This is a genomic window from Paractinoplanes bogorensis, assembly GCF_018829635.1.
GTDB classification, from domain to species: Bacteria; Actinomycetota; Actinomycetes; order Mycobacteriales; family Micromonosporaceae; genus Actinoplanes; species Actinoplanes bogorensis.
Map to the genome: position 1 here is coordinate 825174 of NZ_JAHKKG010000001.1, position 24464 is coordinate 849637.

Annotated in this window: 22 protein-coding genes; 14 read left to right on the top strand and 8 right to left on the bottom strand. The window is 69.4% G+C overall.

Annotated features, from left to right (window positions below; all coding sequences use genetic code 11):
• Positions 1-79 precede the first annotated feature (79 nt).
• From KOI35_RS49400 to KOI35_RS03965, 5 genes are read left to right on the top strand one after another with little or no spacing between them, the layout of a single operon-like run.
• Positions 80-2128: a glycoside hydrolase family 76 protein gene (locus KOI35_RS49400; RefSeq protein ID WP_215784574.1), complete on the top strand. Its 2049-nt coding sequence runs from the start codon at positions 80-82 to the stop codon at positions 2126-2128.
• 30 nt (positions 2129-2158) lie between these two features.
• Positions 2159-2932 (top strand): class I SAM-dependent methyltransferase, encoded by a 774-nt coding sequence (locus KOI35_RS03950; RefSeq protein WP_215784575.1) that lies wholly within the window; start codon positions 2159-2161, stop codon positions 2930-2932.
• An 11-nt stretch (positions 2933-2943) separates the two neighbouring features.
• Positions 2944-3510: a dihydrofolate reductase family protein gene (locus KOI35_RS03955; RefSeq protein WP_215784576.1), complete on the top strand. Its 567-nt coding sequence runs from the start codon at positions 2944-2946 to the stop codon at positions 3508-3510.
• 45 nt (positions 3511-3555) lie between these two features.
• Positions 3556-4284 (top strand): hypothetical protein, encoded by a 729-nt coding sequence (locus KOI35_RS03960; RefSeq protein WP_215784577.1) that lies wholly within the window; start codon positions 3556-3558, stop codon positions 4282-4284.
• A 4-nt stretch (positions 4285-4288) separates the two neighbouring features.
• The gene (locus KOI35_RS03965; protein WP_215784578.1) at positions 4289-5518 is read left to right on the top strand and encodes an MFS transporter; all 1230 of its coding nucleotides are present in this window, start codon (positions 4289-4291) and stop codon (positions 5516-5518) included.
• Positions 5519-5586: 68 nt separating this feature from the next.
• On the opposite strand, the gene KOI35_RS03970 is transcribed toward KOI35_RS03965, so the two are convergent.
• Entirely contained in the window at positions 5587-6657 is a 1071-nt protein-coding gene (locus KOI35_RS03970) for a DNA glycosylase AlkZ-like family protein (RefSeq protein ID WP_215784579.1), read from the bottom strand.
• A 100-nt stretch (positions 6658-6757) separates the two neighbouring features.
• Positions 6758-10957 carry a GH92 family glycosyl hydrolase gene (locus tag KOI35_RS03975; protein WP_215784580.1) on the bottom strand — a complete coding sequence of 1400 codons (4200 nt, stop codon included), beginning with the start codon at positions 10955-10957 and terminating at the stop codon, positions 6758-6760.
• Positions 10958-11170: 213 nt separating this feature from the next.
• On the opposite strand from KOI35_RS03975, the gene KOI35_RS03980 reads away from it, so the two are divergent.
• Positions 11171-11986, top strand: coding sequence for a PhzF family phenazine biosynthesis protein (locus KOI35_RS03980; RefSeq protein ID WP_215784581.1), 816 nt, complete (start codon positions 11171-11173; stop codon positions 11984-11986).
• On the opposite strand, the gene KOI35_RS03985 is transcribed toward KOI35_RS03980, so the two are convergent.
• From KOI35_RS03985 to KOI35_RS04005, 5 genes are all read right to left on the bottom strand, one after another.
• Positions 11965-12483 carry a hypothetical protein gene (locus tag KOI35_RS03985; protein ID WP_215784582.1) on the bottom strand — a complete coding sequence of 173 codons (519 nt, stop codon included), beginning with the start codon at positions 12481-12483 and terminating at the stop codon, positions 11965-11967. The genes KOI35_RS03980 and KOI35_RS03985 overlap by 22 nt on opposite strands.
• 128 nt (positions 12484-12611) lie before the next feature.
• On the bottom strand, positions 12612-13736 hold the full coding sequence (locus tag KOI35_RS03990) for a hypothetical protein (RefSeq protein ID WP_215784583.1): 1125 nt from the start codon (positions 13734-13736) through the stop codon (positions 12612-12614).
• Positions 13706-14233: a P-loop NTPase family protein gene (locus tag KOI35_RS03995; RefSeq protein WP_215784584.1), complete on the bottom strand. Its 528-nt coding sequence runs from the start codon at positions 14231-14233 to the stop codon at positions 13706-13708. The genes KOI35_RS03990 and KOI35_RS03995 overlap by 31 nt, the downstream gene beginning before the upstream one ends.
• 4 nt (positions 14234-14237) lie before the next feature.
• Positions 14238-14885, bottom strand: coding sequence for a response regulator (locus tag KOI35_RS04000; protein WP_215784585.1), 648 nt, complete (start codon positions 14883-14885; stop codon positions 14238-14240).
• Entirely contained in the window at positions 14882-15988 is a 1107-nt protein-coding gene (locus tag KOI35_RS04005) for a sensor histidine kinase (protein ID WP_215784586.1), read from the bottom strand. Before KOI35_RS04005 ends, KOI35_RS04000 begins: the two co-directional genes overlap by 4 nt.
• A 120-nt stretch (positions 15989-16108) precedes the next feature.
• On the opposite strand from KOI35_RS04005, the gene KOI35_RS04010 reads away from it, so the two are divergent.
• From KOI35_RS04010 to KOI35_RS04020, 3 genes are read left to right on the top strand one after another with little or no spacing between them, the layout of a single operon-like run.
• Positions 16109-16639, top strand: coding sequence for a hypothetical protein (locus KOI35_RS04010; protein ID WP_215784587.1), 531 nt, complete (start codon positions 16109-16111; stop codon positions 16637-16639).
• A gap of 33 nt (positions 16640-16672) precedes the next feature.
• Complete coding sequence (locus KOI35_RS04015; protein ID WP_308120777.1) at positions 16673-17437, top strand: ArsR/SmtB family transcription factor; 765 nt, start codon at positions 16673-16675, stop codon at positions 17435-17437.
• Positions 17434-17871 carry a hypothetical protein gene (locus KOI35_RS04020; RefSeq protein ID WP_215784588.1) on the top strand — a complete coding sequence of 146 codons (438 nt, stop codon included), beginning with the start codon at positions 17434-17436 and terminating at the stop codon, positions 17869-17871. The genes KOI35_RS04015 and KOI35_RS04020 overlap by 4 nt, the downstream gene beginning before the upstream one ends.
• A gap of 147 nt (positions 17872-18018) precedes the next feature.
• Here the strand turns inward: KOI35_RS04020 and KOI35_RS04025 are convergent, their stop codons facing one another.
• Positions 18019-18876, bottom strand: coding sequence for an NAD(P)-dependent oxidoreductase (locus tag KOI35_RS04025; protein ID WP_215784589.1), 858 nt, complete (start codon positions 18874-18876; stop codon positions 18019-18021).
• A 334-nt stretch (positions 18877-19210) separates the two neighbouring features.
• Between KOI35_RS04025 and KOI35_RS04030 the strand changes: the two genes are divergently transcribed.
• The 5 genes from KOI35_RS04030 to KOI35_RS04050 all read left to right on the top strand — a co-directional run bounded on the left by KOI35_RS04030 (position 19211) and on the right by KOI35_RS04050 (position 24447).
• Positions 19211-20191, top strand: coding sequence for a LacI family DNA-binding transcriptional regulator (locus KOI35_RS04030; RefSeq protein WP_246612395.1), 981 nt, complete (start codon positions 19211-19213; stop codon positions 20189-20191).
• 116 nt (positions 20192-20307) lie between these two features.
• Positions 20308-20745 (top strand): YfbO family protein, encoded by a 438-nt coding sequence (locus KOI35_RS04035; RefSeq protein ID WP_215784591.1) that lies wholly within the window; start codon positions 20308-20310, stop codon positions 20743-20745.
• Positions 20746-21331: 586 nt separating this feature from the next.
• Entirely contained in the window at positions 21332-22600 is a 1269-nt protein-coding gene (locus KOI35_RS04040) for an ABC transporter substrate-binding protein (RefSeq protein ID WP_215784592.1), read from the top strand.
• Between the two features lie 138 nt (positions 22601-22738).
• The gene (locus KOI35_RS04045) at positions 22739-23566 is read left to right on the top strand and encodes a carbohydrate ABC transporter permease (protein ID WP_438870585.1); all 828 of its coding nucleotides are present in this window, start codon (positions 22739-22741) and stop codon (positions 23564-23566) included.
• A 125-nt stretch (positions 23567-23691) separates the two neighbouring features.
• Positions 23692-24447, top strand: coding sequence for a carbohydrate ABC transporter permease (locus tag KOI35_RS04050; RefSeq protein ID WP_246612577.1), 756 nt, complete (start codon positions 23692-23694; stop codon positions 24445-24447).
• Positions 24448-24464: the final 17 nt, after the last annotated feature.

Sequence of the window (24464 nt, forward strand, 5' to 3'; positions counted from 1 at the left end):
TCTGCGTCAGCCGCACAGGTGACCGGGTTTCTCTTAACAACCCTTGTCATCAGACGTTCATGTTCATCAATATGTAGGAGTGAAGCGCGCCGTCCTCGCGGTTGTCACGTTCTTCGCCGTCCTCCTGAGCGGCACCCCCGCCGCCCAGGCCCGGCCCACCACCGACCCGGAGGCCGTGGTCTCCCTCCCGCTCGCCGCCGCCGTCGTCTGCTCGGTGAACTGCGACCAGCTCGACCCGTCGCGCGCCCAGCAGGACACGTTCCCCGTTCCCGACAAGACGCAGAACGGCCGCCGCATCTCTCTGCACCTCTCCGACGCCGACGCGATGGCCTGGGGCAGCATCGACAACGGCGGCGCGGGCGACTCGATCTGGCTCGACCGCACCTTCGACGGCGGCGCCACCTGGGACGGCCTACTCGGCAAGGCGTCCATCCCGAGCTCGTGGACCGGCACCCGCACCCTCATGTACAACCTCTCCGACCCGTCCCACCACCGGCGCGGCATGATCCGGGCCTGCGGCGACGCAGCCGGCGTCCAGTGCACCGACTGGGTCCGCGCCCAGGCCTGCGACGTGGTCTGCGACGGCACCACGACCGCGGTCGGCGACTACCAGCCGGTGCCGGCCACGACGCTCAGCGGCCGCACCATCGCCCTGCACATGGACAGCCGGGGCATGGGCTGGGCCACGATCAGCGGCGGCACGACCGGCGACGAGGTCTGGCTCGACCGATCCTGGGACGAGGGCGCCACGTGGGCCGGCGGCAGCTCCCTGGGTCGGGTCAGCGGCACCCGCACCGCGCTTTTCGCGACCAGAGACACCAAGGCTTTCCTGTACGGGGGTAGCCTGCGCGCCTGCGGACGAGCCGTCACCGGCAACAACGGCAGCTGTACGGCGTGGGCGCGCCCGTCCGACAACCGGGCCGCGGCGGCCGTCGACGCGCTCATGTACTCGTATCAACCGGACACGGCGTGGTGGCTGTCGAGCTGGTGGAACTCGGCCGACACGATCACCGCGGTAATGGCCTGGATGAAGCGCACCGGCCGCACCGACTACCGGTGGGCGGTCGACCGCACTTTCACCGTGAACCGGGTCGCCTTCCCGGCCGGGGTGAAGAGCAGCGACGCCATCGAGGGCCACTTCATCAGCCGGGCCGTCGACGACGCGGGCTGGTGGGGGCTGGCCTGGGTGCAGGCGTACGACCTGACCGGCGACAGCAAGTACCTGTCCGAGGCGGTGACCATCGCCAACTACGTGCACAGCTTCTGGGACACGTCGACCTGTGGCGGGGGCGTCTGGTGGGACCGGGAACGGACGTACAAGAACGCGGTGACGGTCGGTCTCTACATCCGCTTGGCGGCGGCCCTGCACAACCGCATCGCCGGCGACACGACGTGGCTGAACCGGGCCACGACCGGCTGGAACTGGTTCACCGGGAGCGGTCTGATCAACACGTCCAACCTGGTCAACGACGGTCTGACCAGTGCCTGCGCCAACAACCGGGACACGGTCTGGACGTACAACCAGGGCCTGGCCATCGGGGCCGCGGTCGAGCTGTATCGGGCCACCGGCAACGCGGCCGTGCTGACCAGAGCGCGGGCGCTGGCCGACGCCGCGACGGCCAACGGCACCCTGACCAAAAACGGCATCTTGACCGAGTCCTGCGACGCGGCCGACCGCACCTGCGACGACAACCAGAAGCAGTTCAAGGGCATCTTCATGCGTTTCCTGATGGAGCTGGCCGACGTGACCGGTGCCTACCGGGCCTACGCGCGGACCCAGGCCGACAGCATCTGGGCCGCGGACCGCGACTCGTTGAACCGGGTGGGACAGCGCTGGACCGGGGCGACGTCGTCGACCTATCCGAACGCACGCGACTGGCGCACGCAGGCGTCGGCGCTGGGCGCGCTGCTGGCCGCCACCGACCCGCCACCCGGTACCAACCCGCCGCCGACCACCCCGCCCACCACCACGCCTCCGCCGAGCGAAGCGGCGTGGGCCGCCGGTGTGCAGTATCGAGTCGGTGACGTGGTGAGCTACGACGGCCGGCGCTACTCCTGTCGGCAAGCGCACACCGCACAGGCCGGCTGGGAACCGCCCTATGTGGCCGCTCTGTGGCTTCCGCTGTGACGGCTTGCGGCGGTTGGTCATGCTGCGGTGATGGACGATCGGAATCCCGCCCGGGTGTTCGGTGAGGTGGCCGAGGACTACGACCGCGTACGGCCGCCTTATCCGGAGGCGCTCATCGACGACGTGCTGGCCTACGGTGAGCCCGGCCGGCGAGCGTTGGAGGTCGGGGCGGGCACGGGGCGCGCCACCGAGGCGTTGGCGGCGAGAGGCGTGCCGGTCGTCGCGGTGGAGCCGGATGCCGCCATGGCCGACGTTCTCGCTCGTCGCGTGGCCCGGTTCCCCGATGTCGAGGTGGTTCGGAGCAGTTTCGAGGAGTTCCGGGCCACCGAACGGTTCGGGCTGCTGTTCAGCGCCGAAGCCTGGCACTGGACCCGGACCGAAACGCGGTGGGCGTCGGCCGCGGCGGCGCTCGGCGCGGGCGGGACGCTGGCGATCTGGTGGAACACCGAGCGGATCGCCGACCCGGAGCTGCGAACCGCCCTGCTGGGAGTGTTCGCGCGGCACGCACCGTCGGTCGTCGTCAACGACCAGCCGCGCGCGCCCGAACTGGTGTGGAAGCAGTGGCCCGGCGACCAACTGTCCGAGGTCGCCGAGTTCGGCGATCGGGCGAGCCGCCACTATCGCCGCCCGCTCGCCATGCCGGCGGCCGACTATCTGGGCCTGACCCGAACCCGGTCGCAATACCGGATGCTGCCGCGCGAGACCCGCCGCGAGCTGCTGACCGCTCTGACCGACCTGTTCGACGACGAGGTTCCCCTCGACGTGTACTCGACGCTGCTGCTCGCCCGCCGCCGCGACTGGTAAGCATTCAGGTCATGAGAGTCGTCGCACAGCAGTGGATGTCCCTCGACGGATACGCCTCGGGCCCGGACGGGGAGGAGCCCCTGTTCGCGGCCATCCCGCCCGACGCCGACGCGGCCAGCCAGAAATGGAACGACAACCTGCTCGACGACGTGGACGCCGTCCTGCTGGGCCGCCGCTCCTACGAGTCGTTCGTGCAGTTCTGGCCGACCGCCACCGAGCCGATCGCCGCCCGGGTCAACACCATCGACAAGGTCGTGTTCTCCGCAACGCTCGAGTCCGCACCCTGGGGCGACCACCCGCCGGCCACCATCCACCACGACGCCGTCAGTTACCTCCGCGAGCGCCGCTCGACGGAGACCACCCTGCTCGTCTGGGGTTCGCTGGCCCTGATGCACGACCTGATGGCGGCGGGCGAACTGGACGAGCTCGACCTGTTCGTCGCCCCGGCCGCACTCGGCGCCGGCACGCCGTTGATTCCCGCCGGCACGCCCCTGGCCCTGACCCAGCTGGGCGGCGAGATCTGGCCCGGCGCCACCCACCTGCGTTACGCCGTCAACCGTCCCGCGGCCGCCGGCTGACGTCGCCGGCCGGTTGGTGCACCCGATGTCTTCTACGATGGTGCCGTGATCCGCCATGTTCTTGACGATGCCGGCGCCTTGAGCGACCGGGCTCGTGCCTTTCTCGACGAACATGGCCGACGCTCACCGATTTCGCTCGCCGACCCTGACCGGTGGTACGAGTGCACCAACGGGGACGGCTCCTCGGCGCCTGGCCCCGACGGTGGCCTGGAGCGATTGACGGCTTTTGTCACCCGGTTCGGCGGGATGACGTTTTGTCCGGAACGGCCGGGCTGCTTCGGCCACCAGCATCCGTACGAGTTCGACGGCTTCGTCTCATCCGGGTGGGAGGAACTCGACGACGGTGACTACGCGGCCGTTGTCGGGTCCAAGGACGGCTGCTCGCTCACGCTGAGCTGGTCGACCGGGCGCATCGGTGTGGTGGAAGCGGACTACTGGATAGCGGACAGCGCCACCAACCTGATCGAGTCGTGCGCTTTGGGACAGAGCGTCTACGACAGTGACGCATGGACGGAAGCTGTCGAGCTGGAGGGTAAGGGGAAGGGCTGGGGGCTGACCGCCGTCGGCTCGGATGCCTTCCGCGGTGCCGTCGGCGAGGTCGTCGAGGCGTCGTGCGAGTGGAATCGGTGGTACCTCGACGAGCACGTCGCAGTGCATGGCTGGCGCGTGACGTACGAACGGGAGCGCAACGAAGCGGTGATGGCGTGGTATCGCGATGCGGAGGGCCGCCGGCGGATCGAGGCGGTGGCCGGCCCGCTGCGGCCGGCGGACTGAACGCGTGAGGGCGTTTCGTGGTGCGGCGACGGGAGAGTCCGGCCCGGGCCGGGGAATCGCGCGGCCGGGGGTGCAGCGGGCCCTGATCGCGCTGGTTCAGGTGCTTGGGCTGGCGGTGTGGTTCTCCGCGTCGGCGGTTGTGCCGGCGTTGCGCGAGGCGTGGCAGATCAGTGATACCGCCTCCGTGTGGCTGACCGCCTCGGTGCAGTTGGGCTTTGTGGCCGGTGCCGTCACGTCGGCCGCCCTCAACCTGGCCGATCGGGTTCGGGCGCCGCTGCTGATGGCCGTGTGCGCGACGCTGGCCGCGGCATGCACCGCGGTGTTCGCGCTCGCCGTGGACGGGCTGGCCGGAGCTGTGCCGTTGCGCTTTCTCACCGGGGTGTTCCTGGCGGGTGTCTATCCGGTCGGCATGAAGCTGACCGCGTCGTGGGCGCCGCCCGCCCGGCGGGGGCTCGCGTTCGGCGTGATGATCGGGGCGCTGACGCTGGGCTCGGCGCTGCCGCACCTGATCCGCGGGCTGGGTGAGCTGCCGTGGCGCGGGGTGATGGGCGCCGCCGCCGGGTGTGCTGTGCTCGGTGCGGTTGTGGCGGCTTTCCTCGTACGGGAAGGACCGCAGTTCGCCTCTGGGGTTCCGATCCGACCGCAGCCGCGCTATGCGCTGGAGATGTTCCGCCAGCGTGGGCCGCGACTGGTGAACCTCGGCTATTTCGGGCACATGTGGGAGCTCTATGCACTGTGGACGTGGTTGCCGTCGTTCCTGATCGCCGGCCGGGGCGACACGAACGTCAGCCTGCTCGCCTTCCTGGCCATCGGGATCGCGGGAGTGGCCGGGTGCCTGATCGGCGGGTGGGCGGCGGATCGGTACGGGCGTCCGCCGGCCGCGATTGCCGCGCTTGTCGTGAGCGGGTTGTGTTGCGTGGTGTCGCCGTTGTTCTTCACCGCCCCGCCCGTTTTCGTGGCTGTACTCGGCGTGGTGTGGGGCGCAGCGGTGATCGCCGACTCCGGGGTGTTCTCGACGTCGCTGAGCGAGGTGGCCGACAAGCGCTATGTGGGGACCGCGTTGACGGCTCAGACGGCCATCGGGTTCGCGTTGACCGTGGTCACCATCCAGCTCGTCCCGGTGCTGGCGGGGGCGGTGGGCTGGCGGTGGGCGTTCTGGCTGCTCGTCCCGGGACCCGTGGTGGGCGCGCTCGCCATGCGCCAGTTCGGCCGCCGCCCGAGCCCCGTGTCGTGACGGGCGGCGCGTGCGGCAGGAGTGCGGGCGGCGCGTTCAACAAAGGGCGGGCGACACGAACCAGGCAGTCAGGCCGGTAGGTCGAGTCCTAGGCCCAGCCATTGCGCCAGGTCGCGGATCTCGGCCCGCACCGCCGCCTTGACCTTGGCCGGGAACGGCTCGTCCTCGTGGATGGCGTCGACCCGCAGCACGCCGTGGCGGCGGTCGGCGGTGGCGTCGAGCTTTCCGATCAGGCGGTCGTGGTGCAGGATCGGCATCGCCCAGTAGCCCCAGCGCCGCGCGGCGGCCGGCTTGTACATCTCGAGGTTGTAGTCGAACTCGAACAGCTCGACCATCCGCTTGCGATCGAAGATCAGCCGGTCGAGCGGGGACAGCAGCACCGTACGCCCGTCGAACGGCTGGCCGAGCTGGGCCGGATCGACCCGCCACTTGCCCCGGACCCCGTCGACCCGGGCCTCGATACCGGACGCGGGCAGGTCGCGGAACGGCCGCGCGATGCCCAGCGAGCCCAGCCGACGCTCGGCACGGATCCGCATCGCCTCGTCGTACGGGATCGTCTCGGCCGGGTAGACGCGGCGAGCCAGGTCCCACATGCGGTCGCGGCCGTCGCGGTCGGCCAGGGCGATCTCGCCCCGCACGACCAGGCATTCGAGCATCATGCCGACGTTGCGGTTGTTGTTCCAGCCGGACGAACCCCACGGCACCTGCGACGTGTCGGGGATCTCGGACTGGGGGAGCGGGCCGTCGCGGTCGAGCCGGTCGAGCACGTCGCGCCGGAAGCGGTCGTTGGCGTCGACCCAGTGCTGCGCGCCGGGCGAGCCGAACTGGGAGTCGGGCGCCTGGTGCGCGGCCATCTCGGCCCGGAAGAGCGGGATGTCGTCCATCGGGCGGATCAGGCCGCGCAGTTCGACGTACGTGCGGTCGGCCAACCCGTCGGCCAGCATCGCGGGCCGGTAGGACGATCCGAGCCGGCTCCACAGCACGAGGTCGGCGCTGGGGGCGACGGCGGCGGTCTGGTCGTATTGCAGGAACGTGAGCCGGCCGAGCGCCGCGTCAACCGAGGATGGCCGGGGGAGAGCGAGAAGCTGCGCCCGTACGGCGATACGCCGCGCCTCGTCCCGATTCAGCTCGACGACCATGGCTACGACACTAGGCCCCGCGACATGAACAGGAGCGGGGAGCAGCACAAAGAAGAGTGCGGGGCGGCGAGAGAGGACTCCCGCCGCCCCGCACCTAGGGTCACAGCTTCGAGCACTGCCCCAGTCGGAGGCCGCTGCCCGCATTCTTGAGCCCGTTGTTGACCGGTGCCGGGCTGTTACCCGTACAGGTCAATGGGCCGTTGATCGTATTGCCGGCGACCACGGTCGACGTCTTGCCGGTGGTCAGGGTGACGATTCCCCGTACGGTCGAACCCTCGATCGACACCGGCCCCGAGTTGGTGGCCGTGACAAAACCGGTCACGTTGGTGCCGAGCAGTGCGACCGTGCCGGCCCCGGTGGCCGTGAGCGCCGCCTTGAGGGTGGCGCCGGTCGCGTACACCGAAGCCCCGTTCCGTACGGTGACCAGGCCCTTGACCGTCGCGCCGGGGGCCAGACAGGTGACGCCGGAGCTGACCGTGAGCGCCCCGGACACCTCGTCCGCGATGGTCGTCGTGCAGGCCGGCGCCGGTTTCCCGAGCAGTTCGATCTCGGCGAGAGTGGCCCCGCCGTCGACCGTGATCGAGTAGTGCTTGTACCGTCCCGGCGACGCGATCTTGAACGGCCGGGTCTGCAGCCGCCAGTCGAACTTCTGGTCCTTACGCGTGTCGATCGTCGTCCAGGTCGTGCCGTCGTACGAGCCGCGCACGGTCCACGACGACGGGTCGGCGCCGGCCGCCGCGCCCGAGGTCAGCGTGTAGTACGTGGCCTGCTCGCCGGCACTGGCGAACTCGTAGGTGAACGCGCCGGTGAGACCGGCCTGTGTGGTGCTGGTGTCGTCGACCAGCGCCGGCACCGACGCCGTGCCCTGGCCCGGCCCGGTCAGGTCGCGCAGCGGGGTGGCCACCGCGTTGCCACTGGTGAGCGACGGCGGCGGCGAATCGGCACCCCACGTCGACGGGTTCGGGCCCATCTTGAAGTCCAGAACCGCGCCGTCGGCGAGTGCCGAGTGCGGGATCGACGTACCGGCCGATTTGCCGTTGATCTTCAAGTCCTGGACGTAGACGTTCGTCGCGGAATTCCCAGGCGCGTTGATGACGATCTTCTTGCCGTTCTCCAGGTTGACCGTGGCCTTCTTGAAGAGCGGCGACCCCACCGCGTACTGCGGCGACCCCATCTGCAGCGGGTAGAGGCCGAGCGCCGAGAACACCTGCCAGGCCGACATCTCGCCGTTGTCCTCGTCGCCGGGGTAGCCCTGCCCGATCTCGCTGCCCAGGTAGAGCCGGGACAACGCCTCCCGCGCCAGCTTCTGTGCCTTGGCGGGCTGCCCGGCGTAGTCGTACATGTAGATGATGTGGTGCGACGGCTGGTTGCTGTGCCCGTACTGGCCCATCCGGACGTCGCGCGCCTCGACCATCTCGTGGATCGTTCCCCCGTACGAGCCGGGGAAGGTCGCCGTCTCCGGAGTCGAGAAGAACTCGTCGAGCTTGTCGCCCAGCCCCTTCTTCCCGCCGTACAGGTTGGCCAGCCCCTGCCCGTCCTGCGGCACGTGGAACGCCATGTTCCAGCCGTTCGTCTCGGTGTAGTCGTAGCCCCAGACCCGCGGGTCGTACGACCCTGACGGCTGCCGCCACACCCCGGCCGAGCTCTTGCCCTGGAAGAAGCCGACCGACTTGTCGAACATGTTGACGTAGTTCTGAGCCCGGTTGCGGAAGTACTCGGCCTCCTCGGCGTACCGCTTCTCACCGGTCTTCTCGGCCAGCGCCGACGCCATGTTCGCGATGCCGAAGTCGTTGATGTAGCCGTCCATGGCCCAGCTCATCGCCTCGCCGGTGGCGTCGCTCGGGGTGTAGCCCTTGAAGATCGAGCTGGCCAGCCCCTTGCGCCCGACGTTCTGGTTGGGCGGGGTCACCGTGGCGTTCTTCACCGCCGCGGCGTAGGCCTCCTCAACATCAAAACCCTTCACCCCTTTCCCGTACGCGTCGGCGAACGCCACATCGGACGAGGTGCCCACCATCAGGTTGGCGTAGCCGGGCGACGACCAGCGCGAGATCCACCCGCCGTCCCGGTACTGCTGCACGAACCCGTCCACCATCTCGCCCGCCTGCTTCGGCGTGAGCAGCGAATAGGCGGGCCAGGTCGTCCGGTAGGTGTCCCAGAACCCGTTGTTGACATAGACCTTGCCGTCCTTGACCGGCGCTCCGGTCTCGGTCGGCGTGCTGGCCGGGCTGGTCACCGCCGACTGCACGGTGTGCTTGTAGACCGGCGTCTCGTTGGTGCCGGTGTTCTCGAAGGCCGAGTTCGGGTAGAGGAACAGCCGGTAGAGGTTCGAGTAGAGGGTGACCAGCTGGTCCTCGGTCGCGCCCTCGACCTCGATCGTCCGCATCTTGGCTTCCCACTGCGCGAGGGCGGCGTCACGCACCGACTCGAGCGTGGCGTCGGTGCCGATCTCGAGGTCGAGGTTGTGCTTGGCCTGGGCCACGCTGATCAGCGAGGTGGCGATCCGCATCTGTACGGTCTTGGCACCGAAGCTGACGTAGCCGGTGGACGGCCGGTTGCCGGTGGCCAGCGAGCCGCTCGCGGTCACGTCCTGGTCGAACGTCGCGTACACGAACATCCGGGTCCAGCCGGCCGACAGTCCGCCGCTGTTCACGTCGGTCCAGCCGCTGATCGAGCGGTTGGCCGCGTCGATGGTCAGGCCGGCGTTGTTGTTGACGTTGTCCAGGATCAGGTTGCCGCTGTCGCCCGGGAACCCGAACTTGAACAGGGCCGCGTGGTCGGTCGGGGCGAACTCGGTCTTGAGCCCGTTGTCGAACGTGACGCCGTAGTAGTACGGCTTGGCGACCTCGTTGTCGTGCGTGAACGGCAGCGCCCGGGCGGTGCGGGCCGGGTTGAGCGCGGTCGACGGCATGACCTGGAACGTCTGGCGGTCACCCATCCACGGGCTGGGCTCGTGGCTGGCCGAGAACGCCTGGATGGTCGGCTTGTTGTCGGCGTTGTTCTGCCGCGACCACTGATAGAGCCAGCTCGTCGAACCGGCGTCGGTCACCGGGGTCCAGAAGTTGAAACCGTGTGGGACGGCGGTGGCCGGGAAGTTGTTGCCCCGGGAGAAGTCACTGCTCGACTGCGTTCCGCGGCGCGTGTCCACGTACGCGGAAAGCTTGTCCTGGGGTCTCGCCGCTGCAACGTCACCGATGGTGATGTCGTCGAACCACGTGCGGAAGCTGGTCGGGCCGCTCGGCTTGTCGTAGCCGACGAGCACGCGGTCGATGGTCTTGCCCTTGGCCACGGCTCCGATCCGGGACTTCTTGAGGTTCCACTGGCTGGTGTAGAGCGTCTTGCTCTTGCCCTGCTCGGTGGGGCTCACCGTGATGCCGTGCTGGTCCTTCGCGTTCAGGCCGGACAGGTAGGTGCCGTCGGTGAAGGCGAGATCGACGGCCGTGTACGTGGCCGGGTTGCTCTGGTCGGCCCGGTTGAACTCGGGGAACACCAGGTAGCTGAGCTCGGTGTCGTCCTGCACCGCGATGTCGACGTCGAAGACCTTGTTGTACGCGTATCCGCGGCCCTCGGCGGTGTGCCGCCCGGCGATCTGGAACGCCTTGAGCCCGGTGTAACCCGTGTTGGCCTTGGCCGTCGGCGAGCTGGCCGGACCACCGCCGACCCGGCTCTGCATCGGGCCCTCGGCCGGTGGCGTGGTGTTGGCGTCGGCCAGCTCGAGGTCGGCCAGCTGGGTCAGGTTCCCGCTGCCGTGCGCGCTGATGCTGAGCCGATAGACCTTGAACGACGCCGGGTTCGCGACCTCGTACGTCTTGGTCTGGAACCGCTCGTCGAACGTCTGCCCGGTCTGCGTGTCGACCGTCGTCCAGCTGCTGCCGTCGGCCGAACCCTCGAGCGTCCAGTCCTTGGGGTCGCGCTCGGGCGAATCGTTGGCGCTGGTCAGCGCGTATTTGACGACGGTCTTGGCCTCGTCCAGCGTGTACTGGGCCCAGCTGCTCGGGGTGTCGACCAGCCACTTGGTCGCGGAGTCACCGTCGTTGAGGTTGTTGCCGTTCTCGCCGGAGTTGGGCTCGGCGTTCACGGCGATCGCGGTGACGTTGCCCCGCAGGCTGCCCGGCATGCCGACGGTCACGGTGCCGTCGACGCCGTTGGCCCGCTCGGTCGTGTCGGTCCAGTCGGGCTGCGGCTGGCCGGCCTCGAAGCTCGACGCGAAGCCGGGCTCCGCCGCTCGGGCCGGCGATCCCATCATCATCGATCCCACCAGACTCAAGGGCAATGCCGCGACTAACCACCGTGGTCGGCGCATCCGGGCTCCTTCGATCATTCCGCGTAACGTGCGCGACACATCGTTACTGGTAAATCAATCAATGAGCAAGGGTGAAACGCACACAATCAAGCAACGGATGACATCGATGTCAGGGCGAGCCTTGTGTCCCGTTCTAGCCCGCGTTATGGTCACTTCGGGCGGCCAGGCGACTCGGCGCTCGTGTTCGAACTTGTGCGATCCAGGGGAGCGGTCGTGAAGGTCGCCGTGGTGCGCGCGTGCCGCCGCGACGGCACCGGCGGCAGCCCCACCGCGGTCCTCTGCCACGGCGACGCCCCACCCGACCTGCCGTCCCGCTGCCGCCTGGCGTCCCGCGTCGGCGCCTCGCACACGGTGGTCGTCTCGGGCCTGGCGTCGGGCGTGGTCGACCTGCGCTTCTACACCGCCGAGGGCGAACTGCCGGCCTGCGGCCACGGCACGGTCGCCGCCCTGGCGTTCCTGGCCGACCGGGCCGGTGTCGCCGACTTCGAGGTCCACCTGCGCGTCGGCAGCCGCATCCTGCCCGGCCGGGTCGATGGCCGGCTGGCCGTCTTCGAGGAACCGCGGGTCGCCCTGCGCCTGCCGACCGCCGGCGAGCTGGACGCCGTGCTGCCCGCGCTGGGCCTGTGGCCGCTGACGGTCGGCGTGCTGGCCGCCTCGACCGGCCGCTGGCGACTGCTGATCCCGGTCGACTCGCGGGAGGCGTTGGCCGCGCTGAACCCCGACCCGTTCCGCCTGCGCGACGCAACCGAGCGACGGGGCCTGCTCGGCTGCTACGTCTACACCCGGCCCGACGACACGGGCCGGGCGGCGGCCCGCATGTTCGCCCCCGCGATCGGCGTGCCCGAGGACGCCGCCAACGCCAACAGCACCGCCTGCCTGGCCGCGGCCATACCCGGCCGCGAACTGACCGTGGACATGGGCGACGCCCTGGGCCACCCGTCCACGATCGTGGCGGTGGCCCGCCCGTACGGCATCGTCGAGGTGGGCGGCGAGGCCACCGTCACCGACTACATCGACCTCAGACCCTGACCGTCCCGCACCTGCTCGAGATCCAGCCGATAGCCGATCAACCTCCGCACGGGGTCGAACCGGATGGCGGTCACGTCCTCGCGCCGGCCCGTTCCGAGCTCCAGCCGGACGATCCGGCGTACGTGCCACCGCCGTTCGGCGCGCTGCCGCAGCTCGTCCGTGGGCTCGTACAGGTCGGTCTCGTAATACTCGGCGATGCTGAGTTCGCCCCGTACCCGGACCCACGCCCCGGACGGCGGAAGTGGCTGGGCGGCCTCACTGACGTAGATGCCGAGCCCGTTCACGTCGAGCATCCACCCGTCGGGCCAGCTGCTCTCCACCGCGACGACCCGTCCGACCAGGTCATCACCGTGCCGCTGGCCGTCGCCGGGCGCGTCGAGCACGGCCCGGTCGTGGCACTGCAGCGCGAGAGCCATCTCGACCACCCCACCGACCTCGGCCCGGAAGTCGTCACTACCGACGACATGGTCGGGAACGAACACCTCACGCCACAGCATCCTCCGATCATCCCGGCCCGGTCCGGGCCGGTGCGGTAAAACCTGATGATCTCGCCGGGACGCCGTCAGCTCTTTTCGGAGGCCGGCCGGCTCCTCGTTCTTCGAGGTCGACCGGATGGCTTCGGCGGTCAGAAGTCCCGGGAGTCGTCGAACCACGTGTTCGCAGCGGTGGTCAGGTCGCCGAGCGGCGTTGCGGTCGTCAACAAGTGGACGGCGACCGCGGCGTCCTCCCGCTCGGTTGTCTCGATGCTGGGCAGGCCGTTGATCGTGTGGACGAAACCCCGTACCGCGTCCTCAATCGTCGCCTCGGTGGTCGCGTCGCGGATCGTGGTCTCGGCGGCCCGGAAGGCCTTGACCGCGACGCGCGCGGACCGGGCCGGCCACCCGGCGAACGGCAGGCCGTACTCGGTGGCGAACCACTCCGGGGTGCGCAGCTTGGACACCGAGGAGTGGCGCCACGGGCGGTCCAGGCCGCGTAACTCGGTGCGCAGCCGCTTGCCGTCCCGGTCGCCCACGTTCCACGCGATCAGGTGGGTCAGCTCCGGCCACGACGCCAGCGGTGCCAGGCCCGGCAACTCCGGCACGTAACGCAACTGCAGCGAGTCCAGGCTCGACAACGCGGTCAGGGCGTCGAGGCCGGTGAGGCTGCCAGACAGTTCGAGGTGGCGCAGGCCGGGGAACTGCAGCAGGCCGGCGCAGTCGAACGGTTGCCGCAGCGGAGGCACCGACACCGCGACCGACGTCGCGCCGGCCAGGGCGGGCAGGGCCGGCAGCGCGTACGGCCGGTCCGGCGCGACCACGGTGTCCGGATGAAAGCGCAGTGCGGGACACGGTGCGCCCGGCGCGAGCGACGGTGTGAGCAGGCTGATGTCACCGGCCGCCGCGAACCGTCCGGCCGGCAGCACCAGACGCACGGGACCGCGGCGCAGGGTGATGGTCAGGTCGTGAATGTCGGCGTCGCCGGCGTCCAGATCGTGCGCGGCGTGCGGAGTCCACGCGAAGCCCTCGATCGGGCGGCGACCCGCCCACGCGACCCAGCCGGTGTCGTCGCCCTCGTAGGCGAACCAGCGCGGCCACGGCGACCCCGCGGGAGTGGTGAAAGTGTCGAAGACGCTCCAGTCCAGCCGGTCGTCCGGCGCCACCGGGAGGTCCGAGCGCGCGTCGCCGAGCGAGCAACTGCCGACGCCGGGCCGGCGGATCAGGCGGTGGCTGTCCGGGCCGGTCAGCGAGAGGACGGCATCGTCGCCAGCCATGTCTCCACCTCCCTGGGGGAACGCAGCAGCACGGTTTCCGGGAAGTCGGGACTGGCGTGCCACAGACGCATCCGGCGGCGTTTGCGGCCGAACGACTTCACGTGGAAGACCAGCATCGACTCGCGGTCGAGGAAGGCTCCCCGCCACGTCTCGTAGTTGCCGTTGCAGATCGAGGTGTGCCGCACGATGTTGGTGACCGTGCGGCGCAGCAGGCGGCTCCACGAACGCCAGCGCGGCAGATCGAGCCCGACGATCAGGTCGGCCCGCTCCAGGGCCAGGTCGTGCCACATCCCGTACGCCGCGTCGATCACCCACTCGTCGGCGGCCAGCAGGTCGCGGATGATGTCGCGCTGTTCCGCCTCGGGCACCGGCACCCAGCCGGGACGCCAGGTCAGGTCGTCGATCGGGTGGTAGGGCAGGCCGAGCCGGGCGCCGACCCGGGCCGCCAGCGTCGACTTGCCGGAGCCGGTCACCCCGTAGATCAGGATCCGTTGCACGGTCTCACGATAGGAGACCGTCTTCGAACGCGACGATCACCAGCTGGACACGGTCCCGTACGCCGAGTTTGGCGATCGCCCGGGTGATGTGCGTCTTGGCGGTCAGCGGGCTGATCACCAGCTCCCGGGCGATCTCCTCATTGGACAGGCCGGTCGCGACCAGCCGTACCACCTCGCGTTCGCGCTCGGTCAGCACGGCCAGCCGGTCGCCGCCGGCCGGAGCCGCGACCGGGCGGTGCGCGAACTGGCCCACCACCCGCCGGGTGACGCTGGGGGAGAGCAGCGCGTCGCCCGCCGCCACCACCCGGACCGCCTGGCGCAGACCGTCCGGGCCGACCTCCTTGGTCAGGAAGCCGCTGGCCCCGGCGGCCAGCGCCGCGAACACGTACTCGTCGGTCTCGAACGTGGTCAGGATGATCACGCGGCACGGCAGGCCCTCGGTCCGGATCGTGCGGGTGGCGGCGATCCCGTCCAGGCCGGGCATCCGGATGTCCATCAGGATCACGTCGGGGCGCAGGGCGCGGGCCGTACGGACGGCCTCGTCGCCGGTGGAGGCCTCGCCGACGACCGTGATCTCCTTGTCGCGCCGGAGCAGGCTGCGGAACCCGGCCCGGACGAGATGCTGGTCGTCGGCGAGAAGAACCGAGATCATTCGCGGGCACCGAAGGGGATCGTCGCCCGTACGGCGAAACCGGTCTTGCCCGCACCCGCCGTGAGTGCCCCGCCCAGCGCGGCCACCCGCTCGCGCATGCCCGCGATCCCGTTACCGTCGACCACTTCGCCCGGGGAATCGCCGTCGTCCTGCACGTCGACGACGACACTGGTCGGGGCGTAGCGCAACGTGATCACGACCCGTGAGGCCCCGGCGTGCCGCACCGTGTTGGTCAGCGCCTCCTGCACCACGCGATAGACCGCCGTCGCGACCGGGGCCGGCACTTCCGCCCGCTCCCCGAACTCGTTCACCGATACCGTCAGCCCGGCCCCGCGCACCTGATCGGCCAGCCGCTCGACCGAGTCCAGGCCCTCCACCGGCTCCGACGTCCCACCTTCGCGCAGCACGTCGACGAGCGATTTCAGATCAGACATGGCCTTTCCCCGTACGTCCTGAGCCAGCCGGAGAGACGACCGCGCCTCCTCGGGATCGGAGTCGAAGGCGTCGAGCGCGACGTTGAGATGCACGCCCACCACGGCCAGCGTGTGGGAGACGACGTCGTGCAGATCGCGGGCGATGCCGACCCGTTCCTCGGCCCGTCGCCGCCGCGCCTCGAGTTCCCGTTCGTGCTGGTCGGCCTCGAGCCGCAGGGCCATCTCGTTCTGCCAGCGGCGGGTGTTCAGATAGGCCGTCGTGCCGGCCAGCACCGCGGCCAGCCACAGCGCGTCGCCGCCGACGTGGGCGAGGGCCCAGTCGCCGCTGTGGTCGAGATTGACGAAGCCGTCCCAGGCGGCGCCGTAGGCCAGCGCCAGCCCGCCCGCGATCGCGGCGAACCGGAGCCGGCCGGCCAGCACGACGGCCACGAACGCGGCGGTGGCGGGCCAGACCCAGCCCGAGCCGACGAGATCCGACCCGCGCAGGCCGATCACGAACAGGAGCGAGAGCACCAGGACCGTACGGGGAAAGCGGTTGAGGAAGAAGGCCAGGATCGCCAGCCAGGCCGCCAGCGAGATCGTCATGATGGTGTCGGTGTTGCCGCCGGTGATCGCGAGCCCGGCGGGCACACCGACCAGGGTCAGGGCCGGAGCGAGGTATCTGTTCATGGCCGGGACGCTATGGCCGGTCGGGGTGGTGGCACGTCGTCTCGGAGCGGACACTTCCATCGACGCCTCCCGACTACCCGCGTGCACCAGATGGAGTATCCCCGCCATTAGGGTGTGCGTGTGACCGCCGCGGAACTGCTGGCCGCTTCCGGCCGCTTCTCCCTCACCCCCGGACTCACCGACGCGGAGCTCTCCGCCATCGAGCGCGAGTTCGAGTTCACCTTCGCCGACGACCATCGCGCCTTCCTGGCCGCCGTCGTGCCGACCGGTCGCGGCTGGCCGGATTGGCGTTCGCCCGACCGTTCGGTTCTGCGCGAGCGGCTGGCCTGGCCGGTCGAGGGCGTGCTGTTCGACGTCGAGACCAACAATTTCTGGTACGAGGGTTGGGGTCCCCGCCCCCCTGTGGTCGCCCAAGCCGTCGCGGCCGCCCGGTTCTCGCTGATGACGGTGCCGCGCCTGGTCCCGGTCTATTCGCACCGGTTCCTGCCCGCCGCCACGAACGGTCACCCGGTCCTCTCGGTCTATCAGACCGACATCATCTTCTACGGCAACGACCTGACCGACTGGCTGAACCGCGAGTTCGGCCTGGGCACCGCGGCGTCCGGCGATCCTCGCGCCTTCGCTCCGTTCTGGCGTGACCTGACGGGTTGACGACATGCAGGTAATTGCCTGCATAATGATCGGGTGAGCCTGGACCCGGTCTTCAAGGCGCTCGCCGACCCGACCCGGCGACTGCTGCTCGACCGTCTGCGCGAACAGAACGGCCAGACGCTGGGCGAGCTGTGCGAGCGGCTGAACATGGCTCGCCAGTCCGCCACCCAGCATCTCGACGTGCTGCAACGGGCCAACCTGGTGACCGTCGTGCGGCGGGGGCGCGAGCGTCTGCACTACCTGAACCCGGTGCCGATCCACGAGATCGAGGACCGCTGGATCGCCGGTTTCGACCGCCCACGCCTGCAGGTGCTGAGCGCCATCAAACAACAGGCCGAGGAGTACGCCATGACTGTGCCCGATTACGTGTACGTCACCTACATCCGAGCCGGAGCCACCGAGGTGTGGAAGGCGCTGACCGACGCCGACCTGACCGCCCGCTGGTGGGGACACGCCAACGTCAGCGACTGGCAGCCCGGCTCGACCTGGGAGCATCGGCGGGTCGACGACCCCGGCGTGGCCGACGTGACCGGCCGGGTGATCGAGTCCGACCCGCCGACCCGCCTGGTGATCACCTTTGAGGACGACCCGTCCGCGGCCCGGGAGCCGTCGGTCGTCACCTTTCTCGTGGAGGCGTACGGGGAAATCGTCCGTCTCACCGTGACCCACGAGAAGCTGGCCAACGCCGACCAGCGGGGCGGCATCTCGCGCGGCTGGCCCGCCGTGCTGGCCAACCTGAAGTCGCTGCTCGAAACCGGCGAGACCCTGCCGCAGAACCCGTGGGAGATGCACCGATGACACTGTCCGACGCCTTCGCTGATCTGCTCGTCACGGCCGCCAAGGTCGGGCCGGCGCCGTCGCCCGGGCCCGGCGAGTGGGGTGCCGAGCAGATCCTGGCCCATCTCACTGTGGTCAACGCCGTCACGATCGGCGCCGTCGCCTCGGTCGGAGCGGGTTTCCCGGCCACGTACGACATGCGGGCGGCGCACGACCCGTGGACGCTGGCCCGGGTCAACTCCCGGACTTCTCTCGCCCGGTTGCGTGATCAGGGGCAGGCGCTCTGTGCGTTGTCATCGTCCCTGTCGCCGTCCGAGCTGGACACGCTGATCCCCGCGCTGCTGATCTCGAACGGCGAGATCCTGGTCGACCAGCCCCTGCCGTTGCGCGACCTGCTGACCGGGCTGGCCGACGTCGAGCTCCCCGGCCACCGGGCGCAGCTCCTAGCCCTCTAAGGCCTCTTTCATAACTGAGGCGGGGCTACGGAGGGGCCCAGATCCCGCCTGGCGGCGTCCCGCGAAAGCCCGGTTCCAACACTGGGAGCCGGACTTCCACGGGCCACCACCAGACGAAATCTGGACCCCGCCTCACTCCCGCCCCAGTTATGAAAGAGGCCTTAGCCGTTCAACAATCTCGGCCGGGCTCAGCGCGCGGTCGTTCTCCGGGTCGTCCTGGGCCAGCGCGGTCCGGGCGACACCGGCGTAGACGTCGGCGATGGCGGTGAACAACTCCGGCGTCAGCCCCGCCGCCTGCTGGGTGACGGCCACCTCGTTCATCTCGCCGACATAGCGGTGGGCCTTGGTCGCCGCCCGGGCCACGCCGTCGCTGTCGGCCAGCCCGTTGCGCTCGAGGTCGGCCAGCACCGCATCCAGCACGCCGTGCGCGCCGGCCGTCCGCATGGCCTGCGTGACCAGTGCGGTCAGCCCCTTGTAGACGCTGCCGGTGCACATCTTGAGCGCACTGGCCGCGCCCACGTCCGGGCCGAGCACGATCGGTTCGATCAGGCCGTTCCAGGGAAGCTCGGCCACGGCTGAGGCGTGCGTGCCGGACAGATAGAGGCGGGCGCCCGGCTTGACCGTCGGCGGCGGTCCCGAGATCGACCCGTCCACGACGTCGAGCCCGCCGAGCGCCGTCCCGATCCGGCCCATGGTGGCCGGGGAGACGGCGTTGAGATCGGCGACGATCAGGGCTCCGGCTCGGCCGGCTTGCTGGGCGGCGGTGGCGATCGCGCCTGCCGTGTCGACCGCGGCGCCCGGCGGAGTCACCGAGAGCACGATGTCAGCCGCCGCCATCACGTCGACGAGCGTGGGCAGCACGTCAAGTCCGGCCTCGTCGGCGAGACGAGCCGTCCGAGCCGACCGCCCGTCGAGCGTGGTGACGACCCGGGCACCCCCATCAAGCAGAGCCCGCCCCAGGCCCGCCCCCATGAACCCGGCACTGACCAGCGCAACCGTAGTCATCGCCCACCCCTCCCACTCTTCACGATCCGCACAGGCGGGTGACAGCTCCAACCTAGGCCGCGGTGGTTCCCTTGACTCAACGGCGAGGCTTCGCAGGCTCTCGGCCCCGCCGGCAACCCGCCCCGCGGTCTCCCCGTGCCCGCGGGGCGGGATACCGCGGCCGTGCCCCGCCCCGGCTCAATCCGCGCTGTCCGGGCGTCCGGGGCACGGCCGCCCACCCGGGCTGTGGACGAAGGGCGCAGCCATCGACACTGGTGTCATACTTAGCCGTCTTGTTGCTGAGAGTGCTCGGAGCGTTATGCCCGTCGACGATGTGACCGTTCGCCGGCCTACGTTGACTCAGGTTGCCGCGCTGGCGGGAGTCAGCCTCAAGACGGCCTCCCGCGCGCTCAACCAGGAGCCCAACGTGGCGCCGTCGACCGGGCGGCGGGTGCGCGACGCGGCCGACCTGCTCGGCTACCGGCTCAACGGCATCGCCCGCGAGTTGCGGCGCGGCGCCACCTCGGCGCTGGTCGGGCTGGTCAGCGGCGATCTGACCAACCCGTTCTATTCGGCCGTGGCCAGCGGCATCGAGCGGGAGCTACGCCAGCACGGGCTTCTGCTGATCACGGCCAACAACGACGAAGACGCCATGCTCGAGCGCAGCCTGGTCGACGCGTTCCTCGAACGGCGTGTACGCGCCCTGCTCGTCATCCCCAGCGCCGACGATCACGAATACCTGGCCATCGAGGGCAACCGGGGCGTCCCCTTCGTCTTCCTCGACCGGCCGCCGGACGGGCTGTCCGCCGACGCCGTGCTGATCGACAACGCTGGTGGGGCCCGGTCGGCCGGGGAGCACCTGCTGGGCGCGGGGCACCGCCGGATCGCGCTCGTGTCCGACCTGGTGCGGATGGCACCGCAGCGGGCGCGGATAGACGGTTTCGTCGGGGCGATGCGGGCGGCCGGCAACGACGCGTGGGAGCCGTTCCTGCGGACGGGCGTGCACGACGTCCGGCAGGCCGAGCGCACGGTCCGCGACCTGCTCGCGCTCGACCAGCCACCGACGGCGGTGTTCACCACCAACAACCGGCTCACCACCGGCGCGCTGCGAGCCATGCGCGAGCTGGCCGACCCGCCGGCCCTGATCGGTTTCGACGATTTCGACCTGGCCGACGTGCTCGGCACCACCGTGGTGGCCCACGACATGACCGCCCTCGGCCGCGAGGCGGCGCGCCTTGCCTACGAACGCATCAGCGGCCATTCCGGCCCGGCCCGGACCATCGTGATATCCACATCAATCATTGCCCGAGGTTCCGGCGAGCGCCCTCCACGCTGAGAGAGAGTTCCTTCCGTACGGGCGGCACACCGTGGCCGGGGGATGTTTCAGCTCACGGCCGATCGGATGTCGCCATTCCCGCTTTCCGGCGGCGCGGGTGATGCCAGGATTCGGCTGTGGGTCCGACGAGAGGGTTGCCTGACCTGCTGGCCGAGATCGCGTCCCAAGGCGGCTACGAGTCCGGGTTCGGACCGGAGCCGGTCGTCAGCCTCGAATCGTTCTTCGAAGGGAACGACGACCTCGGGTCAATCGGCAGCAATCTCGCCGATCACCCGGGTGTGCAACAGTTCTTCACCGTCCTGCGCCATGTCCGCGAACGACCCGAAGTCCACGACGTTTGGGTCGGCATCAGCGAGGTCATGGGCGACGACGAGTGGCCGTTCAGCAATCACGTGTACGTCGTCACGAGCGCCTCGGCGGACGAGTTGCTGCGCTGGACCACGGCCCTCAGCCCCGAGCCCGAAATCGCCTCCGGCTGGTGGAACGACGTGCCGCCGCTCAAGTCGATACCGGTGTCGGCCGGAATGCGGGTTCTGACGCTCTGGTGGGACTGACGCCGCATTTCGTGGCCGCTCCGGCCGGCAGTTGGCCGGGGCTGAGCCGTTCCCCGATCTGACGCCGCGCGGCCCGACATCCGATCCCGCCCCGGGCGCCGCATCCCATCGCCCGACGTTGCCCGGGAGCCTCCGAGCTCTAGGCCCGGGAGACGCCGCGTCCTCGGCCCGGAAGACTCCGCACCCTCGGGCGTGCGCCACACCGTCACCGGCACACCGCAGCGCCGGCCCGGACCAGGGGCCGCGGAGATCGGCAACTTTCGACACAATGGGCGGGTTCTGCGAGGCGGGCTGCGCACGGGCCGCCCGACCCGTCAGAAGTGAACACGGAAGGCGGCTGGGAGCGACGCCCCGCGTACGGGAGGTGACCGAAATGCACCCACTCTGCGAGCGCTCAAAGATTTCGAAGATCACGAAAGCAGCGACCGGCGCCGATGAATGTGCAGGTCAGCGATCTTCCGCTCAGGTAACAACACAGTGCGCACGTAACGACACGGAAACAGGCGTTGACACTTGTGCGGTTGAGACGGCACGGTACTCCCCATCTGCGTGACAACGATGTCAATACTTCGATAAGGGGATAGCCATGCGTCTTACTCGACGTGCTGCGGTGGCAGCAGTCGGTGTCGCCGCGCTCCTGACCGCTGGCGCCTGTGGGTCCAGTGACGACGGGGGCAGCGGTTCGGGCTCGACCAAGGTCGAGGTCTTCACCTGGTGGGCCGACGGCGGCGAGAAGGCCGGCCTCGACGGCCTGGTCAGCCAGTTCGGCACCGACTGCGCCGGGCAGACCTTCGAGAACGGCGCGGTCGCCGGTGGCGCCGGCGCCAACGCGAAGTCCGTGCTCGCGTCCCGCCTGCAGCAGGGCGACCCGCCGGACACGTTCCAGGCGCACGCGGGCGCCGAGCTGCTCGACTACATCAACGCGGGCCAGATCGAGGACATCAGCGCCGACTACGACTCGTGGGGCCTCAAGCAGGCGTTCCCGCAGGGTCTGATCGACAACCTGACCGTCGACGGCAAGATCTACTCCGTCCCGGCCAACATCCACCGGGCCAACGTGGTGTGGACCAACAAGAAGGTCCTGACCGACGCCGGCATCACCAAGGACCCGACCGACATGGCCGGCTTCATCGCCGACCTCGACAAGGTCAAGGCCAAGGGCATCGCCGCCCCGCTGGCGGTCGGCAAGGACTGGACGCAGCTGATGCTGTTCGAGTCGGTGCTGATCACCAACCTCGGCGCCGAGAAGTTCACCGGCCTGTGGACGGGTGCCACCGACTGGAACGACGCCAGCGTCACGAAGTCCATCAACGACTTCAAGCAGCTGCTGACGTACACGAACAAGGACCGCGACGCCCTCGACTGGACCGACGCCGAGAAGCTCGTCATGGACGGCAAGGCGGCCTACCAGCTGATGGGTGACTGGGAGGCGGCCGACCTCGACGCCAAGGGCTTCAAGGACTACGGCTACTTCACGTTCCCGGGCAACGGCACCACCTTCCAGTGGCTCGCCGACTCGTTCGTGCTGCCCAAGGGCGCCAAGAACGCCGAGGGCACCAAGTGCTGGCTGAAGACCGTCGGCTCGGCCGCCGGCCAGAAGGCGTTCAACACCAAGAAGGGCTCGATCCCGGCCCGTACGGACGCCACGCCCAGCGACTACCCGAAGTACCAGCAGGCCGCGATGGCGGACTGGAAGTCGGCGACCCAGGCGCCGTCCTGCGCCCACGGCTCGGCCTGCTCGCAGGGCTGGCAGGGTGCGGCCAACTCGGCCCTCGGCGCGTTCAGCACCAACCAGGACGTCGCGGGGCTGCAGAAGGCTCTGGCCACCGCCGCGTCGGAGTTCGTGAAGAAGTAAGTCCCACACGCGGAGGGCGGGGCGGCCGTGAGCCGTCCCGCCCGAATGCGTAGAAACAAAAGAGGAGCCCTGATGCGCCGACTCCGGCACTGGGGACCGGGCCTGCTGCTGCTTTCCCCGTCGCTGATCCTGCTCGCGATCTTCGTCTACGGCCTGATCGCCTGGACGACCAAAGTCTCCGTCTCCGACGAGCACAACGCCCGGGGGTCGAAGGGCTTCGTCGGCCTCGAGAATTACACGAAACTCTTCACCAACGACATCAACGACCGGTTCACCCACTCGCTGAAGAATCTGCTTCTCTTCACGGTGGTGTTCCTGGTCGGGGCCATGTTCTTCGGCCTGCTGTGGGCGTTCATCCTCGAGCGTGGAATCAAGGCCGAAGGCTTTTTCCGTACGATCTACCTGTTCCCGATGGCGGTCTCGTTCGTGGCCTCGGGCGTCGTGTGGCGCTGGTTGATGAATCCGAACAAGGGCGACAACGCGGGCGGCCTGAACGCCGTACTGGGAAGCCTCGGTCTTGATTTTGCCCAGAGCACCTGGTGGACCAATCCGAACTGGGGCATGGCGTCGATGGCTATTCCGGCCATCTGGCAGTTGTCGGGTTATGTGATGGCGCTGTTCCTGGCCGGCTTCCGGGGCATTCCGCAGGAGCTGCGCGAGGCCGCGGCGATGGACGGCGCGTCGACCTACCGCCTGTACCGCAACGTGATCTTCCCGCAGCTCACGCCGGTCGCGCTGTCCGCGCTGATCATCCTCGGGCACATGTCGATGAAGATGTTCGACCTGATCATGAGCGTCTCGGGCCCGCAGTGGCTCACCGAGGTGCCCGCCATCTACGTCTGGCAGACGCTGCTGACCAGCGACTACGCCAAGGCGGCGGCCATCTCGATCATCCTGCTTCTGCTGGTCGCGGTGGTCATCGTGCCGTACCTGATCTACACGAACCGGCAGGAGAAGAACGCATGACCGCCGTTGCGACTCCGCCGCCGACGATCGAAACCCTGGCGCCTGCCCGGAAACCGAAGAACCGCGGTGGCGTGGGTTCGATCATCAAGTACGCCTTGGCCCTGCTGTTCCTGATCATCGTGCTGATGCCCCTGTACGTGCTGATCGTGACCAGTTTCAAGTCGGGCTCGGACATCGGCGTGGCCAGCCAGTGGAACCTGCCCGACAAATGGACCACGGCGTCGTGGGAAAAGGCGTGGACCGCACTCCAGCCCGCTTTCTTCCGTACGTTCCAGCTGGCCATCCCGGTCGCCATCATCTCGTCGCTGATCGGTGCCGCGAACGGTTTCGTGTTGTCGCGCTGGCGGTTCCCCGGTGCCGACATCGTGTTCACGCTGATCCTGTTCGGCATGTTCATCCCGTACCAGGCCGTCATGATTCCGCTGCGCGAGATCGTGACGACGCTGGGCATCCCGCCCGGCATCACGACGCTGGTCTTCGTGCACTGCGTCTACGGCATTCCGATCTGCACGCTGATCTTCCGGAACTACTACGCCACCACGGTTCCCGAGGAACTCATCGAGGCGGCCCGGGTCGACGGCGCGGGCCTGCTGCGCACGTTCGGCCGGATCATTCTGCCGATCTCGATCCCCGGCTTCGTGGTGACGATCATCTGGCAGTTCACGTCGGCCTGGAACGACTATCTGTTCGCCATCTTCCTGTCGAACACGAGAAACGGGCCGATCACGATCGCCCTGAACGCGCTGGCCGGCGCCCAGTCGCCCGACTACGCGGCGTCGATGGCGGGCGCGCTGATCACGTCGCTGCCGACGCTGCTGGTCTACGTGTTGCTCGGTCGCTGGTTCATCGGCGGCCTGATGGCGGGCTCGGTCAAAAGCTAGAGCCGTCGATGGCCCCC